A 16,137-nucleotide genomic window follows, 5' to 3' on the forward strand; every position below is an offset into this window, starting at 1 on the left:
AGTTGCATGCCAATAACTTTATCTGTGATTAAACACAGAATGGACGATCATATTGGTCAGCATGTGCTTGTAACTTCTCAAATTGGCCGTCGCAAGACAACCAAACGGCATGGAATATTACGGGAAACATTCCCTGCTGTTTTCATTGTGGAACTGGATCCGGGAAAATCCAGTTTTGAAAGGGTGTCGTATAGTTATACAGATATTTTAACTAAGAATATCGCAGTGAATTTTGATGATGAACAAGTTGATTGATATGTTTACCTATGTCTAGGGGTCGAGCGCAAACGTAAATTTGCAGCTGGCCTTTTTTTCTGGCTTCTTCCGGTAACGGGAAATCGATATTGGTCGCTGACAAGGTCGTCATAATTTAGTATAATCTTGTTAACTATAAGATTTTGAGACTGCTGCTGAAGTTGCCATTCAATGCATAATCGACGGTTTAATAAATTGAATTCGAAAAGAGGGGTCGTCGTTGAAGATCATCGTTCGCGCGCCGGCAAAATTAAATTTGAGCTTAGACGCACCATTTGTTCATTCGGATGGGGCAATTGAGTGGCGCATGGTCATGACCTCCATAGGCTTGAGCGATTACGTTCAAGTAGAAACGACACCGGGTGATACGATTGAAATTTATTCTAATAGTGGTTTTCTTCCCAATGATAACCGGAATTTAGCCTATAAAGCCGCCCATATTTTTCTTAGGGAAACTCAAATTAAAACCGGTCTTAAGATTCTGATTGAAAAAAATATTCCGGTCGCTGCCGGTTTAGGCGGTGGTTCATCCGATGCGGCGGCGGTTTTTAAAGCGTTAAACATTCTTTTTGATGTCGGTCTGTCCTTGAAAGAATTGGCAAAGATGGGCCTTCAGGTTGATTCGGACGTACCATACTGTATTTATGGCGATACGGCATTGGTCAGCGGGCGTGGCGACATTATTACGCCGTTGGCAAAGCTGCCTAAAATGTGGTTTGTTTTGGCAAAACCGCACGTAAGTGTTTCAACCCCCCGGATTGTGAAGAAACTGACTAAAATACCGGTTGTGCATCCAAATACGGATGCCTTATTACATGGTATTGCGACTAATGATTACCAGGCAATTGTTGCCAATATGGGAAATGCTCTGGAAACCATTACGATTGCCGAGCATCCCCAAATCCTGACGTTAAAAGAACGGCTGGTTAAGTACGGTTGTGACGGCTCACAGATGAGCGGCAGCGGGCCGACGGTTTTTGGGGTTTGTCGAACGAGCTCCCGTGCCAAGCGGTATATAATAGTCTTTCCGGGTTCTGTAATGAAGTTTATCTAACACAGGTAACGACTGAAAAGATTAATCAAGGGCGTTAATGATTAAAATTCAACAATGAATTGCTTTATTAAATAAAATTTGTTAAAGCAATTCATTTTTATTTGCCATAGGATTGAGAATTGATGGCTTTTACTTTAAAGTAGATAGTAATAATTACTTTTTAAAAACGGAGGTAAAAACGTTTGAATAACGTGTTAATTTCAGTGGAGAACCTGTCATTGCGGTTTCCAAATCATCAAGTACTTTCAAACTTAAGTTTCACCGTTAAAAGAGGGGATTTCTTAGGCGTGATTGGTGAAAACGGCGTGGGTAAGACCACCTTGGTTCGGCTTATTTTAAGGCAGCTGCGGCCTTCTGCCGGGAAAATCGTTTTGAAAAAGGGATTAAGGATTGGCTATGTACCGCAATTTCGCAACATCGATGTTGAGTATCCGTTGTCAGTTAAAGACTTTGTTTCACTGAACTACACCGGCATTAAGTTACCATGGCTATCCAAAAAAGAGCGTGCGCGGGTTGATGAGGTGATGGGAAAAGTGGGCCTGACACAGATTGCCGATCGACCGCTTGGCTTGGCCTCTGGTGGTGAAAAGCAGAAAGCATATCTGGCACAGGCTTTGTTAAAACACCCGGATTTATTAATCTTGGATGAGTCAACGGCCAGCCTGGATCCCAATACCAAACAGGAATTACTGGACGTTGTCAAAAGACTTAATCAGGAAATGGGCCTGACAATTTTATTTGTTTCCCACGATATGCAAATGGTCCAAAAGTATCCGGACTACTTTTTATGGCTTCAACGGGATCATTACCGAATGGGGGCTGTTTCAGAGCTGCGGGAAGATTCGAAAGGGGAATTACATGTTTAGTTTTGAATTTATGCAGAATGCTTATCTTGCCGGGACACTGATTGCCATTGTCAGCGGCATGATGGGCGTCTTTGTCACGGCACGAAACATGCCGTTTATGACTCACACATTGTCTGAAATCGGATTTGCGGGTGCGGCGTTTGGAATCTTTGTCGGCTGGACACCATTGAATGGGATGCTGACGTTTACGACGATTAGTTCGATTTTGGTCGGTGAACTAAGTGGTAAGGTGGAATCCCGGCGAGAAGCGTCATCAGTGCAATTTCGGGGTTCTTTATTGGTCTTGGGATTCTCTTTTTATCGCTTTCCAATAAAAATTCCAGCTACGCGACCAACATTTTGTTCGGCAGTGTCATCGGCATTAGTCGACAGGACGTTTTTCAGATGGTTGGTTTGTCGACCCTGGTTTTGCTGGTTCTTTTTTTAATTTACCGAAATTTAAAAGATGATTCTTTTGATCCGGTTGGGGCACAAACTAATCATGTCCATAGTGCGTTAATTTCAATTATTTTCTTGGTATTATTGGCTTTCAGTGTTAGTGTCGCAGCCAGATCGTTGGCTCACTTTTGATTTTTGTCTTGTTGACCCTGCCGGCAGCCAGTGCTAAATATTTCACCCATACGGTTTTAAAGATGATGGCGCTGGGAGTTGGCTTTGCCCTGTTTGGTGTTTGGCTCGGCCTATACCTGGGGTATGTCACCAATTGGCCGGTAACGTTCTTCATTGCCACTATTGAAGCAGGAATCTATGCTGTTTCGTTGGGATATAATTATCTGCAAAGTCGAAGTGAGTAGTTTATTATCGAAATGCTAAGAAATTGATGATAATTTCACTAAATTTCCCTAAACCCGAACATTTATGATAAAATCAAGTAGATATTACATAAACCAGAGGTGGGAGAATTGAAAGTACGAAGAAGTGACAGACTGATTGACATGACTCGATATTTGTTGGAGCGCCCGCATACGCTAGTTCCTTTAACTTTTTTTGCTGAACGTTATGATTCAGCTAAATCATCAATCAGTGAAGATTTAACAATTTTAAAACGAACATTTCAGGCACGGGGAACCGGCCTGTTGGAAACAATTCCCGGGGCAGCCGGCGGCACCCGGTTTTTACCTTACATTTTGAAAGAGGAAGCGCAACAGGTAGTTGGTCAATTAATTGACGAAATGTCTTCAGATACCCGTTATCTGCCTGGCGGTTATGTTTACATGTCCGATTTACTGGGAAATCCGGCCACTTTACGGCAAATTGGCCGAATCTTTGCGACCCAGTATTTAAATCAGGATGTTAATGCCGTTATGACAATTGCAACAAAGGGGGTCCCGATTGCCCAAAGCGTCGCCAACTTTTTGAATGTGCCCTTTGTGATTGTTCGTCATGATACCGAAATTACAGAAGGATCGACGGTTAACGTGAATTACGTTTCCGGTTCGTCGACGCGAATCGAAAAGATGTCGCTGTCAAAACGGAGCCTGAAACCGGATGCCAACGTTTTGATTGTTGATGATTATATGCGTGGCGGTGGGACTGTCGGCGGGATGATTTCCATGGTTGAGGAATTTGATGCCAACCTGATTGGTGTTGGCGTGGTGGCCGAAAGCACGGCGCCAAGCGGTAGGGCAGTAAAAGACTATACATCGTTGATGCGTGTCGATGCGGAAAACAATGCCGTGGTTTCCCAAGCGGGCAACTATTTGGAAAAGATTTTTAATTAGACAAAGTTTACTGAGGAGAAATTAGAATGGCAACAAAAAACACAATCATATTAGCAGCTGGTAAAGGGACCCGAATGAAGTCCAAACTTTATAAGGTCTTGCACCGACTTTGCGGCAAAACAATGGTGGATCATGTTTTGACTCAGGTTGAGAAGGCTAATATGACCAACATTGTCACCGTTGTGGGTTACGGTGCCGAAGCAGTTCGGGATAATCTTGGTGGTCGCACGCAATACGTTGTTCAGGAAAAGCAGTTGGGAACCGGTCACGCAGTTTTGCAGGCAGAAGGCCTTTTGGGCAATTTGGATGGCGTCACCATGGTTGTGAGTGGGGATACACCGCTGCTGACGGCCCAGACGTTTGAAAACCTGTTTACCTATCATGAAAATAAAAAGGCCAAAGCGACAATTTTAACTTCTGAAGCGCCGGATCCAACCGGTTATGGCCGGATTGTTCGAAATGATTTGGGAATCGTTGAAAAAATTGTTGAGCAAAAGGATGCAACGACGGAAGAACAGGCCATTCACGAGATCAATACCGGCGTTTATGTTTTTGATAACCAGGCGCTTTTTGAAGCCCTTCATAAGATTAATAATAATAACGCGCAGGGTGAATATTATTTAACCGACGTCATTGAGGTCCTAAAATCTCAGGGAGAAACGATTGCGGCTTACCGGATGGACGATTACGACGAGTCGATGGGGGTTAATGACCGGGTGGCCCTGGCCAGAGCTACCAAAATTATGCAGGCTCGAATTAATCGTCAGCATATGCAGGATGGCATTTCAATGATCGATCCGGAACGGACGTATATTGATGTGGATGTCAAGATTGGCGCAGACACAGTCATTGAACCAGGCGTCCAGTTGAAAGGGACCACTACGATCGGCAATGACTGCTACATTGGTGCAAATTCGGAAATTCGAAATTCTACGATTCATGATCATGTGACGGTTACTTCCTCACTGATTCAGGACTCGGAGATGCTGGATTATTCCGATATTGGGCCAAACAGCCACCTGCGTCCAGGTGCCCACATTGGTAAACACGTTCATTTGGGCAACTTCGTTGAAGTTAAGAAAGCGTCAATTGGTGAGGGAACCAAGGTTGGCCACTTAACATATGTTGGTAATGCCAAACTGGGTAAAAATATTAATGTTGGCTGCGGCGTTATCTTTGTGAATTACGACGGTGCCAAAAAGCATGAAACAACCGTTGGCGACGATGCTTTCATTGGCAGCAATGCTAATCTAATTGCACCGCTTGAAATTGCCGATCATTCATTTATCGCTGCGGGCTCGACGATCAATCGGCCAATCAATAAATATGATATGGCAATTGCCCGTTCCCGACAGACGAATAAACCTGGATATTATAAAAAATTACCTTATCAAAAGGATTAGTACTGATGTTTCTGCTTAAAACATTGTATAATTAAATCAGAAAAAAATTTATGGAGGATCATATGGCTCGGCAATATTTTGATTCTAAACTGAAAATCTTTGCGTTGAATTCCAACCGGCCGTTGGCTGAAAAAATTGCTAAGACCGTTGGGGTACCACTGGGGAAAACATCGGTAGACCGCTTTAGTGATGGCGAAATTCGTATCAATATCGAAGAGAGTATTCGTGGCGATAATATCTTTATTATCCAATCTACATCTGCACCGGTTAATGATAATTTGATGGAATTATTAATTATGGTGGATGCCTTAAGACGCGCCAGTGCGGGAACCATTAACCTGGTGATTCCGTATTACGGTTACGCACGTCAAGATCGGAAGGCCCGTTCGCGTGAACCAATTACTGCGAAGTTAGTCGCAAATATGATTCAAAAAGATGGCGTGGATCGGGTAGTCACACTCGACCTGCATGCTGCTCAAATTCAGGGCTTCTTCGATATTCCGGTTGACCACTTAATGGGCGCACCGCTGTTAGCCGACCATTTTATCAATGAGGGCTTTGGCAGTGACGATGTGGTTGTTTCACCTGACCATGGTGGTGTTTCAAGAGCTAGAGCATTGGCCGAATTCTTGAAGGCCCCAATCGCGATTATTGATAAGCGGCGGCCTAAAGCCAACGTTGCTGAAATTATGAATATTATCGGTGATGTAGCTGGTAAACGCTGTCTGATGATTGATGATATGATCGATACGGCAGGAACAATTACGTTGGGTGCCCAAGCTTTGATCGACGCAGGCGCCAAAGAAGTTTATGCCTGCTGCACGCACCCGGTTTTGTCCGGGCCGGCAATTGAACGAATCAAAAAATCACCAATCAAGCAATTGGTTGTAACCGATACAATTCAGTTACCTGCAGAAAAGCAAATCGAAAAAATTCAGCAGGTTTCCGTTGGCCCGCTTATCGGTGATGCCATTAAGCGAATTAACGAAAATAAGCCGGTTAGCCCGTTGTTTAATAATCGATTCCGTGGTGATAATGATTAATGCGTGATTTGATAAAACAGAGACCCGCCTTAACCGGGATTGTCCTGGTTGCGATTGTTAACTTGATAATGATCGTTTTGGGGCTGCCGTTGATGGGAATTGGCAACTTGGATTTTTTAGTTGGGTTATTTTTGCTGGTGCTGGCCTCTATTTTTATTGTTGGCTCGGGTCATTTGTTTACCGGCTGGCGCTTTTCCTTTAAAAAGAAAAGTGATTTGGAAGCGGAAAATGCGCCCAAACATCCTGCAGCCAAAGACGTTGCTTCAATTAAGAACCAGCCGATTAAGGTGAATAAGTATGCCCGATTTTGTTTGAGAGTGGGCGGTTTTATGCTGGTGCTGGGAATTGTACTTACCAGTATCGCACCTTAGTTAAAAGTACAATTTTATAAAAAAGAGTCGAAACAGATTTTAGGGGTGATACTGAGATGCCCCCAAAAATCTGTCTTCGACTCTTTTTAAATGGCGTTATTGATAACCGATTATAGTGCCCATTTGTTAATTGCATAAGCAACGCCGTCTTCTGAATTTGGCTTGGTAATCACGGTCGCCGCGGCTTTTACTTCATCAATTGCGTTGCCCATTGCGACTCCCGTACCGGCATATTCAATCATTGTTAAATCATTGCCCTGATCACCGATTGCCATAATATTTTCGGCAGTTAAGCCAAATCTTTGGAAAGTGCTTGTAACGCATTTCCTTTGCTGGCTTTTTGATTCATAATCTCAATGAAAAACGGTTCGCTTTGGACCACGTACATTTTATCCCGTAAGCTTTGCGGTAGATTAGTATTGGCCTTGGTAATTAGTTTGGGAAAATCAACAAACATTGCCTTTGAAATTACCAGGTCGGGTTTGATTTCCTCCGGTGTGCGATATTTGATCGGTAAGCGAACCAGATAACTTTCACCAACACTGTATGGACTTAGGTCACGGTTAAAAGCGTAGATCGCGTCCATTGTTTCAAATTGATAATGAACACCCAATTTTCTGGCTAACATTTCAGTTTCGAGAAATTCATCGTGGGTTAAAGTCTGATGCGTGATAACCTGGCCATCCAAGCTTTGGGACATTGCCCCGTTAAATGTAATGGCATATTCATCAGCACCGGTAATCTTTAACGCGTCCAAGTACGGTTTGACACCGCTTAGCGGCCGGCCGGTACAGAGAACGACCTTAATGCCTTTTTGGCGGGCAGCGCCAACTGCTTCAATTGTGGCTGGTGCCAAGTGATTTTTTTCGTTTAATAGTGTACCGTCAATGTCAATAGCAATTAATTTGATAGTCATAAACTGTGCTCCTTCAAACATTAATTTGTTAATTTTCCGTTATGAATATGGCTTTTAAATTCCTCGTATTCCGGTTCAAACAGATCGACATTTTTTTCGGGTCGGAGAACTTCACGAGGAAAGAAGAACCGGTTGTCACCCGTCTGCCGATCGGAAATGGCGGTGACCAGTGGGCTGACAGACGATAGATCAACCAAGCTGCCGTCTTCCTGCATTAATTCAATTTGTTTTTTACCCGGTCGATAAGCATCGTAGGGCAGATCAAAGCTGTTATCCGTTGCCGTATAATAATCCGGATTAAATCCCGACTGTTCAATAATTTTTCGTAGACGGGGCAATAAAGCCGCCGTTTCTTTATCGAACTTAACGGATTTCAGTGGCTTTCGATCAATGAATCGGGTGGCCAAGTTACTGAGAATATCGTCCGGGTAACGTTTCCAATGAATAAAGTAGGTATTCAAAACGCCATCATCCAGTTGCAGATAATCGTCCAAATCGAAATCGCCGCGCAGAAACGGTAACAGTAGATAAGGCGTCGAAGGTTCGTTTTGAGAGTTGGCGCTAAATAAAACTCGGGCCCGTCTAAGTAACCGGTTTAAAACGACTTCCATTGCCCGGGAAACCGGATGAAAGTAAACTTGTTGATACATTTGAAAGCGGCTGACGATGTAATCTTCAACGGCATGCATCCCACTCATCTCAAAGCAAATCCCATCTCGATAAGGCCGCATAACCTCCAAGATTCGGGCCAAATCAAACGTCCCGTATTTGACCCCGGTATTATAGGCATCGCGCAACAGGTAATCCATTCGATCGGCATCAAGTTGACTGGAAATCATTTCAACCACTTGCTTATTGGGGTAGGTTTTGTTGATAACGCTGGCGACCTGTTGCGGAAAATCTGGACTGACCCGTTGCAGTACGTGATTGATTTCAGTTGAATCAGATGTAATGATTTCCTGGGTGATTTGTTCGTGATTGGTACCGAAGATGTGTTCAAATGTATGGGAGTAGGCACCGTGCCCGATATCATGCAGTAAAGCGGCACAGAGAACAACCAGGTCTTGGGAGCAATCCCACAGGCCATCTCCCGGATGAGTAGACGGAAAGTTTTTCTCAAAGGATTCGGTAATTCGTCGGGCAATTTCGTAAACACCTAAAGAATGGGCAAATCTGGAGTGTTCAGCGCCGTGGAAAATCAGTGACGTGGTGCCCAGCTGATGAACGCGTCTCAACCGCTGAAATTCAGTTGTGTTGATAAGATCCAAAATAACCTGATATTTAACATAAACATAATTATGAACGGGGTCGCGAAAGACTTTTTCCCGTTTTAACTGTTGACGTGCGTAATCCAAAAATAAACCTCCATGGAAAAACTAGATAATTGGTAATTGTTGATTTCTCAACTGAATTTTTCTTAATTGCTTTTTTTGTAAATCAAGATAGGTTTCGGAACGAAGAAGCTGATGGGATCCGTCAAGATCCAGCGACATACCGCGGTGGCTGACAGCCGTTAAAAATGCGCGCTCAACCGTTGACAGGTCAAGAGCGGCAAAGCCCAGGTCGCTGACAGTTGTCATAACCGATTTATCAACTTGTGGAAACGACCACTGATTTTGAGAGTAGGCCGCACCGGCGTGATAAAATTCCGAAACAATTTCACTTCGTTCGTCCTGATTACCCGTAACGCTTAAATAAAGCATCAGGCAACCGCTCCTTTGCTCCGCCGTTGGGCAATCCCGGCAATCTTTTGGCCATTGACACTGAGATCATATTTACCGGGACAATAAGAATTGATTACTTCATAAGTATCAAGGTTAAAGGTCGGAAAGGTTGACCGCATGAGGCCGGCAATAATTTCGTACGCAGCATCCACGGTAAGTTTTTGCTGGTGATCGGGGACAAACAGTGAAATGTTTAAAACGCCCGGATCACTGATGACAGCAAGCCCGCCGGAATTTCTCAGGAAATAATCGTAATTTTGCCGAACCAGATATTGTAACCCGGCGGTTAATTTTGGCAGATGACGATCATTGATACCCAAAATCAGGGTTGGCTGACTGGTTGTCCAAAAATGAATAAACGGCCGTTGGAATTGGTCACAATCTGCCAGTAAAGCGTTCGTATCCGCAAACGCTATTAATTTATCAGCTGCGGTATAGGTTTTTCTTATAACGGTAATCGGTATATCGGTAAACCCCATTTTCTCCCTCCATTCTACAAAGGAACAACTCTTCTAATTATAACAGAAGACACGCTTTTTTTCGCTTTAGCCCAGAACTTGATATAATAGAATCAAGCTAAAGAAATGCATCAACCAGCCGATGGCTATATAATGGTTTGGTTGGATCAAACAGAACTAAAGAAGGTGTATTATGGATAATTTGGCAACGGGCGTTCCAGTTCAAATTCACCTCGAGACAAATATTCTCCAAAACGGTGAAACTTCAAACTTTGTTTTTGACGCAACTGGCCAATTAGTTCGTGTCGGAACATCGATTTATATTCGCTATCAGGAAGAAACCGATAATGGTCGGGTTCCGGTAACCATTAAACTGATGGCCAATGGGGACGTCAAATTAACCCGTTCAGCGGAAAATCGATTACAGCTGATCTTTTCTGCCGGTAAGCGGGTAGCAGCACGGTATCGGACACCGTATGGGCAGTTGGAAGTTCAGACAGTGACGTCTTCACTCGACATGGAAATTCTTAATCAACCTTTACGGGGCAACGTTGGAATTGACTATCTACTGTATGCCGGCAGTGATTTATTAGGAAAGTACAATATTAGATTGCAATTTACAATTTAATCGGGTATAGTAGTTTTTAGACTGTTGAAAGGACGTGTACCAGTTTGGAATTAGAAGTCTTTAAAGGCCAAAACAAAAGTGAACTATCAATGATTGAAGTTGCCCACGCAATTTTAGCAAAACGAGGCGATACCATGCCATTTGCTGATCTTGCGAATGCGGTACAAGCTTATTTAGGTGATAGTAACAAAGAAATTCGAGATCGCTTGTCGCAATTCTACACTGATTTAAACGTTGACGGTAGCTTTATTTCACTTGGTGATAATCTTTGGGGCTTACGAACATGGTACCCATACGAGTCAATTGACGAAGCAACCGTTCACGCCGAAGAAGAGGATGAGGATCGGCCAAAGCGCAAAAAGCGTAAGAAGGTTAATGCTTTCTTGGCCGATGCGTCGGACGATGACGATGTCATTGATTACGATGATGATGATCCTGAAGATGATGACGATTTTGATGAAGATACGGACGATGACGATGCAGACGATGCCGTCGTAACCGATGATCTTGGTAAATACAATAAGGATCTTCAAGATATTGAAGATGATAGTGATGATCCGGATGATTCGGATCTGCCGGACGGGATTGAAGGCCAGTTGAATGAACTTGGCGATGATGACGACGATGATTTCGATTCAGAGAAAAAATAACTGGCGGTTGAGAATTATTCTTGACTAATAGCGTTAATGTATGTATCATGTTTTTTGGGCTCCTTGAGGTTTCAATGAATTTCGAGGACATCTGAACGATGATAAACAGTTCCCTATTCATACCGGAATAGGGAATTTTTTCTTTTTCATTCCCCGGCTAATTATTAAGAGGAGAGGATTATATAATGACCAAATATATATTTGTAACTGGTGGCGTTGTTTCATCCTTGGGTAAAGGCATTGTAGCCGCATCCTTGGGTAGATTGTTGAAGAATAGGGGATTGAATGTCACAATTCAAAAGTTTGATCCATATATCAACGTGGATCCGGGTACCATGAATCCATACCAACACGGTGAGGTCTTCGTTACTGATGACGGAACTGAAACCGATTTAGACCTTGGCCATTATGAACGATTCATCGATAATAACCTCAATAAATACTCCAATGTAACGACTGGAAAAATTTATGACGAAGTTCTGAGAAAAGAACGTCATGGGGATTATTTAGGTGCAACGGTCCAAGTAATTCCTCACATTACGGGAATGATTAAGGAAAAGATTATGCGGGCTGCCAAAGTTTCCGACGCGGAGATTGTGATTACGGAAATTGGTGGGACGGTTGGTGATATTGAATCCTTACCATTTTTGGAAGCAATTCGTCAAATGAAAACTGAAGTTGGTGATGAGAATACTTTTTATATTCACACGACGCTGGTCCCATATTTGCACGCGGCCCACGAAATGAAAACCAAGCCAACGCAACACAGTGTTAAAGAGTTGCGCAGCTTGGGGATTCAACCAAACCTGTTAGTTGTGCGGTCAGAAAAGCCGATTACGGATTCAATGCGAAAGAAAATTTCGTTGTTCTGTGATGTTAAGCCACAGGCGGTTGTTGAATCATTGGATGTACCAACATTGTACACGATTCCGCTAAATCTGCAGAAGCAGGGGATGGATCAACAGATTCTGGATCACTTTGGCATTTCAAAACCGGCTGCTGACATGGAAGAGTGGAAAGAATTGGAGCATCACGTTCAGCATCTGAAGCGCAAAATCCATATTACGCTGGTTGGTAAGTATGTCGGCCTTCACGATGCCTATATTTCGGTTGCCGAAGCATTGAAACATGCCGGCTACAAAGTGGATGCAGATATTGACTTGGAAATGCTGGATTCCGAAAAAATCACGCCTGAAAATGTCGCTGAGTTGCTGGCACCGGCCGATGGGGTGATTGTCCCGGGCGGCTTTGGTGATCGTGGGATCGAAGGGATGATTACTGCAATTCGATATGCCCGCGAGAAGGATGTTCCATTCCTCGGCGTTTGCCTTGGTATGCAGATGGCCTGCGTTGAGTTTGCCCGAGACGTTTTGGGTGATAAAGATGCCAATTCAACGGAAATGAATCCGCGAACCAAACACAACGTGATTGATTTGATGGCAGATCAGGAGGATGTTCATGACATGGGCGGCACACAACGATTGGGTGCCTATCCTTGCAAGTTAAAGCCGGGCACGGTTGCAGCAGCTGCTTACGATAACGCAGATGTTATTTCAGAACGTCATCGTCATCGTTATGAATTTAACAACGCCTACCGAAAACCGATGGAAGAAAACGGGATGGTTATTTCCGGCACTTCACCAGACAATCATTTGGTTGAAGTCGTTGAAATTCCGGCTAATAAGTTTTTTGTCGGGTCTCAGTATCATCCTGAGTTCATTTCCCGGCCAAACCGACCGGAAGGCTTGTTCAAAGATTTCGTTGCGGCAGCAAACGATCAATATCTTTCAAAGAATAATCAATAATTTCCAGTAGCAATGCGGTTGATAGTCGGCTGACAAGGGGATGTCCTGTTGTTTAGCCGGCTTTTTTGGTTGGCGTGCCATTTAAGTTTTAAATTTATATTTGAAACATGGTAAACTATTCCTAACGACTATTTGAATGTTCGGCAATTGCTTGAAATGTTACAAATTGGATAATTCAATTGAAAGTGTTGTGTTTTATCCTCAGATTCTATAAGATATTTCATGACATGAAAAATGTCCGAATGGAAAAAGTGAGGAAAGTTTCGATGAGCAAATTAATAGTAAATGGCGGGAATCGTCTGTCCGGAGAAGTATCAGTTGGTGGCGCGAAAAACAGTACGGTTGCGTTAATTCCGGCAGCAATTTTGGCAGATACGCCGGTTAGGTTTGATTCGGTTCCCGATATTTTAGATGTTCACAATTTAATGTTAATTTTAAAATCTATGAATGTGACGTCGACCTTTAAAGGTGACGTATTAACAATTGATCCAACTAATATTGTCGAAGCGCCGTTACCAAGTAAGGCAATTAAGAGTTTACGAGCGTCGTATTATTTTATGGGGGCGTTACTTGGCAGATTTCAACGGGCCGTCGTCAGCTTTCCCGGTGGTGACAATATCGGTCCCCGACCGATTGATCAGCATATTAAAGCTTTTAAAGCGTTGGGAGCCGAGGTCAGCGAAACCGATGGCACGGTCACCATTAAGACGGGGCCTGAAGGCTTCATGGCGCCCAGATTTTCTTGGATATTGTTTCGGTTGGTGCGACCATTAACACGATCCTGGCATCGGTTAAAGCGCCTGGGACAACCATTATTGGTAACGCGGCCAAGGAACCTGAAATTATTGACATTGCTACCTTTTTGAATAACATGGGGGCAAATATTCGCGGTGCCGGAACAGATGTTATCAGAATTGAAGGTGTGCCAACCCTTCAAGCCCGAAATACCCATACCATTATTCCAGATCGAATTGAAGCAGGCACCTACCTATCTTTGGCTGCCGCGGTTGGCAACGGGGTGCTGGTTACCAACGTGATTCCTGAGCATTTGGAATCGTTTGTGGCCAAACTGGAAGAAATGGGCTGTGACTTGACGGTGTATGAAGACAGCATCTACGTTGGCCCATCAAGTCAGTTAAAGCCCATTCAAATCAAGGTTATGCCGTATCCCGGTTTTGCAACCGATTTGCAGCAGCCGATTACACCACTGTTATTTAAAGCCCAAGGACAAAGCATTATTATTGATACGATTTATCCGCAACGGGTGAAACACATTTCACAACTCAATAAGCTGGGCGGTAATGTCAAATCAAAAGATACCGAAGAAGGCATTATCGTTGTAGATAGTTCACCACACCTTAAAGGCGCTAAAGTTGACGCCGGTGAGATTCGAGCGGGAGCCGCCCTTTTAATTGCCGGGTTAATGGCAAAGGGGACGACGGAAATTTTCCACGCTGAAAATATTTTAAGGGGCTATGGCAGTCTGGTTGATAAGCTGAGCGGCTTGGCGCAGATGTAAAATTAAAAATAGGTGACGAAGAAAGAGTTTAAAAGATTATTGATTGGACTTGTTAATTGTGTTAAACTAACAAGGTTGACTAATCGATAATCTCTGGGCCATCATATTGGCTCAGGGCAAAGGAGCGATATAATTATGAAAAAAGGAATTCATCCAGATTATCATCAAGTAGTATTTCAAGATTCAAGTACCGGCTTTAAGTTTTTGTCAGGTTCAACCAAGACTTCTGACGAAACGATTGAGTGGGAAGATGGCAAGACGTATCCATTGATTCGTGTTGAAATTTCATCTGATTCTCATCCATTCTACACAGGTAAGCAAAAGTTTACGCAAGCCGATGGTGCTGTGGATCGTTTCAACAAGAAATACGGTTTCAAAAACAACTAGATTTATTAGCGAGACACATTGTGCCCCGCTTTTTTTGTGCCCTTTTCAGTAACCAACACAAAAACCTGCTAAAACAGCGGGATAACTTAATCTTGGGAATTATTTAATTGGGGGGATTAACGACGGGCATTGCGCATTTCTTTTGTATTAAAGAAGACTAGCAGCAAGTTAATAACGACTAACCCGGCCGTCGAGATGAAAACGCCGGCATAATCAAATTCTGATGAGACAAACGAGCCGATCAGTGGGCCGGCGACGTTACCCATTGCTTGAAACGACTGGTTCCAGCTGAAAACGCGACCGGTTACTTCAAAGGGGGTGTTTTTAGCCAGAATTGCCTGAACTGCCGGCAGCATTGATGCATTGGCAATGCCAATCAGGAAACGTAGGGCAATTAGCTGCCAAACATTGGTAACAAAGGCCATTGGTGTGTAAACGCCGATGGCTAAGAAAAAACCGATGATGATAATGCGGTCAGTTCCTACCCGATCCCCGAGTTTACCAAGCAGCGGTGCGGCAATTAAAGTGGCAATGCCGGGAATAGCTGCTACAACGCCACTATAGAAGGTCGTGGCAGCATTGCCATGCATAATCTGGCGGACGTATAGTGCTAAAATTGGTGCGATTGAGTTGTTGGCAGCCTGAATAATCATGGTAGTGATAAACATGCCGAAAACCAGCTTTGAATTTGTTAATCGTTTGATCACACCCCGGGTGCTTAACATTAATGCCTTGGCAACTGGTTTAAAATCCTCATGAACAAAGAAGAATGTTAAGAAAAAGACCGATAACAGTAGGCAGCCTGTAATGAAGAAAGTAACTCTGTAACTGAAAAAAGAGGCCAAAATACCGCCAAGCAACGGTCCCAGCAGCGTGCCGGAAACATTTCCCGTTACCAACGTTCCCAAGGCCTGACCGCTCTTGTTCTTTGGGACTTGAGTAGCAATTAAAGCGTTGGCATTACTAATATATCCTGAAAAAACACCTTGAAGCAGTCTCAAGCCAATTAACTCCCAGACGTTTGTTACGATGCCCATTAAAAAGAAGACGACTGCCATCCCCGCTGAAGCTCGGACCAGCATTAATTTCCGGCCGGTTCGATCAGCCAATTTCCCCCAGATGGGTGAAGCTAATGCGGTTATCAGGTATGTCGCGGCAAATGCGAGCCCACTGTATAAGCTGAGCTGATCGTGAGAAAAATGCCCCAGGGTATCTACATAAAGTGATAAGAATGGCATTACCTCGCTGAATCCGATTCCTGCCATGAAGGTACCAAACCAGAGAACGGTTAAATTTTGACGCCATGAATTGGGTCGACCACTTATTTTTAACAAAGG

At 43.6% G+C, this 16,137-nt stretch carries 14 protein-coding genes and 4 pseudogenes; 13 read left to right on the forward strand and 5 right to left on the reverse strand.

What is annotated here, in order from left to right; translation table 11 throughout:
* Positions 1–6 precede the first annotated feature (6 nt).
* The 8 genes and pseudogenes from JCM14108_RS05430 (at position 7) to JCM14108_RS05465 (ending at position 6,713) form a co-directional block, all read left to right on the forward strand.
* Positions 7–255 carry a Veg family protein gene (locus JCM14108_RS05430; RefSeq protein ID WP_008210635.1) on the forward strand — a complete coding sequence of 83 codons (249 nt, stop codon included), beginning with the start codon at positions 7–9 and terminating at the stop codon, positions 253–255.
* 220 nt (positions 256–475) lie between these two features.
* Positions 476–1,347, forward strand: a pseudogene (gene ispE, locus JCM14108_RS05435) (4-(cytidine 5'-diphospho)-2-C-methyl-D-erythritol kinase).
* Positions 1,348–1,491: 144 nt separating this feature from the next.
* Positions 1,492–2,175: a metal ABC transporter ATP-binding protein gene (locus JCM14108_RS05440; protein ID WP_035179030.1), complete on the forward strand. Its 684-nt coding sequence runs from the start codon at positions 1,492–1,494 to the stop codon at positions 2,173–2,175.
* A pseudogene (locus tag JCM14108_RS05445) lies at positions 2,168–2,969 on the forward strand (metal ABC transporter permease). The gene JCM14108_RS05440 and the pseudogene JCM14108_RS05445 overlap by 8 nt, the downstream one beginning before the upstream one ends.
* A 108-nt stretch (positions 2,970–3,077) precedes the next feature.
* On the forward strand, positions 3,078–3,896 hold the full coding sequence (purR, locus tag JCM14108_RS05450) for a pur operon repressor (protein ID WP_081759858.1): 819 nt from the start codon (positions 3,078–3,080) through the stop codon (positions 3,894–3,896).
* 26 nt (positions 3,897–3,922) lie between these two features.
* Positions 3,923–5,299 (forward strand): bifunctional UDP-N-acetylglucosamine diphosphorylase/glucosamine-1-phosphate N-acetyltransferase GlmU, encoded by a 1,377-nt coding sequence (glmU, locus tag JCM14108_RS05455; RefSeq protein ID WP_035179031.1) that lies wholly within the window; start codon positions 3,923–3,925, stop codon positions 5,297–5,299.
* Positions 5,300–5,361: 62 nt separating this feature from the next.
* Positions 5,362–6,342: a ribose-phosphate diphosphokinase gene (locus JCM14108_RS05460; protein ID WP_035179034.1), complete on the forward strand. Its 981-nt coding sequence runs from the start codon at positions 5,362–5,364 to the stop codon at positions 6,340–6,342.
* Positions 6,342–6,713: a DUF3899 domain-containing protein gene (locus tag JCM14108_RS05465; protein ID WP_035179037.1), complete on the forward strand. Its 372-nt coding sequence runs from the start codon at positions 6,342–6,344 to the stop codon at positions 6,711–6,713. The genes JCM14108_RS05460 and JCM14108_RS05465 overlap by 1 nt, the downstream gene beginning before the upstream one ends.
* A gap of 110 nt (positions 6,714–6,823) precedes the next feature.
* Here the strand turns inward: JCM14108_RS05465 and yidA are convergent.
* The 4 genes and pseudogenes from yidA to JCM14108_RS15140 form a co-directional block, all read right to left on the reverse strand.
* Positions 6,824–7,629, reverse strand: a pseudogene (yidA, locus tag JCM14108_RS05470) (sugar-phosphatase).
* A 20-nt stretch (positions 7,630–7,649) separates the two neighbouring features.
* The gene (locus JCM14108_RS05475) at positions 7,650–8,984 is read right to left on the reverse strand and encodes an HD domain-containing protein (protein WP_035179039.1); all 1,335 of its coding nucleotides are present in this window, start codon (positions 8,982–8,984) and stop codon (positions 7,650–7,652) included.
* 21 nt (positions 8,985–9,005) lie between these two features.
* A complete protein-coding gene (locus JCM14108_RS15135) occupies positions 9,006–9,332 on the reverse strand; it encodes a hypothetical protein (RefSeq protein ID WP_237745723.1) in 327 nt (108 codons plus the stop codon).
* On the reverse strand, positions 9,332–9,832 hold the full coding sequence (locus JCM14108_RS15140; RefSeq protein ID WP_237745724.1) for a lipoate--protein ligase family protein: 501 nt from the start codon (positions 9,830–9,832) through the stop codon (positions 9,332–9,334). Before JCM14108_RS15140 ends, JCM14108_RS15135 begins: the two co-directional genes overlap by 1 nt.
* Positions 9,833–10,004: 172 nt before the next feature.
* Between JCM14108_RS15140 and JCM14108_RS05485 the strand changes: the two genes are divergently transcribed.
* The 5 genes and pseudogenes from JCM14108_RS05485 (at position 10,005) to JCM14108_RS05505 (ending at position 14,800) form a co-directional block, all read left to right on the forward strand.
* On the forward strand, positions 10,005–10,439 hold the full coding sequence (locus tag JCM14108_RS05485) for a YwiB family protein (RefSeq protein WP_035179040.1): 435 nt from the start codon (positions 10,005–10,007) through the stop codon (positions 10,437–10,439).
* Positions 10,440–10,483: 44 nt separating this feature from the next.
* Positions 10,484–11,089, forward strand: a complete 606-nt coding sequence (rpoE, locus tag JCM14108_RS05490; RefSeq protein WP_035179043.1) for a DNA-directed RNA polymerase subunit delta — start codon at positions 10,484–10,486, stop codon at positions 11,087–11,089.
* Positions 11,090–11,274: 185 nt separating this feature from the next.
* Complete coding sequence (pyrG, locus tag JCM14108_RS05495; protein WP_035179046.1) at positions 11,275–12,894, forward strand: CTP synthase; 1,620 nt, start codon at positions 11,275–11,277, stop codon at positions 12,892–12,894.
* 266 nt (positions 12,895–13,160) lie between these two features.
* A pseudogene (gene murA / locus JCM14108_RS05500) lies at positions 13,161–14,445 on the forward strand (UDP-N-acetylglucosamine 1-carboxyvinyltransferase).
* Positions 14,446–14,548: 103 nt separating this feature from the next.
* Positions 14,549–14,800: a type B 50S ribosomal protein L31 gene (locus JCM14108_RS05505; protein ID WP_035179048.1), complete on the forward strand. Its 252-nt coding sequence runs from the start codon at positions 14,549–14,551 to the stop codon at positions 14,798–14,800.
* A 116-nt stretch (positions 14,801–14,916) separates the two neighbouring features.
* Here JCM14108_RS05505 and JCM14108_RS05510 read toward each other — a convergent pair whose 3' ends face one another.
* The gene (locus JCM14108_RS05510) at positions 14,917–16,134 is read right to left on the reverse strand and encodes a multidrug efflux MFS transporter (protein WP_035179050.1); all 1,218 of its coding nucleotides are present in this window, start codon (positions 16,132–16,134) and stop codon (positions 14,917–14,919) included.
* Between the last annotated feature and the right edge of the window lie 3 nt (positions 16,135–16,137).

The organism is Lentilactobacillus farraginis DSM 18382 = JCM 14108, assembly GCF_000583655.1.
Taxonomy (GTDB): Bacteria; Bacillota; Bacilli; order Lactobacillales; family Lactobacillaceae; genus Lentilactobacillus; species Lentilactobacillus farraginis.

Bases quoted from the DNA above. Each gene is read 5' to 3' on its own strand.
- pyrG (WP_035179046.1), top strand. From the start codon at position 11,275: ATGACCAAATATATATTTGTAACTGGTGGCGTTGTTTCATCCTTGGGT.
- glmU (WP_035179031.1), top strand. From the start codon at position 3,923: ATGGCAACAAAAAACACAATCATATTAGCAGCTGGTAAAGGGACCCGA.
- JCM14108_RS05505 (WP_035179048.1), top strand. From the start codon at position 14,549: ATGAAAAAAGGAATTCATCCAGATTATCATCAAGTAGTATTTCAAGAT.
- JCM14108_RS05460 (WP_035179034.1), top strand. From the start codon at position 5,362: ATGGCTCGGCAATATTTTGATTCTAAACTGAAAATCTTTGCGTTGAAT.
- JCM14108_RS15140 (WP_237745724.1), bottom strand. From the start codon at position 9,832: ATGGGGTTTACCGATATACCGATTACCGTTATAAGAAAAACCTATACC.
- JCM14108_RS05465 (WP_035179037.1), top strand. From the start codon at position 6,342: ATGCGTGATTTGATAAAACAGAGACCCGCCTTAACCGGGATTGTCCTG.
- JCM14108_RS05485 (WP_035179040.1), top strand. From the start codon at position 10,005: ATGGATAATTTGGCAACGGGCGTTCCAGTTCAAATTCACCTCGAGACA.
- JCM14108_RS15135 (WP_237745723.1), bottom strand. From the start codon at position 9,332: ATGCTTTATTTAAGCGTTACGGGTAATCAGGACGAACGAAGTGAAATT.
- JCM14108_RS05430 (WP_008210635.1), top strand. From the start codon at position 7: ATGCCAATAACTTTATCTGTGATTAAACACAGAATGGACGATCATATT.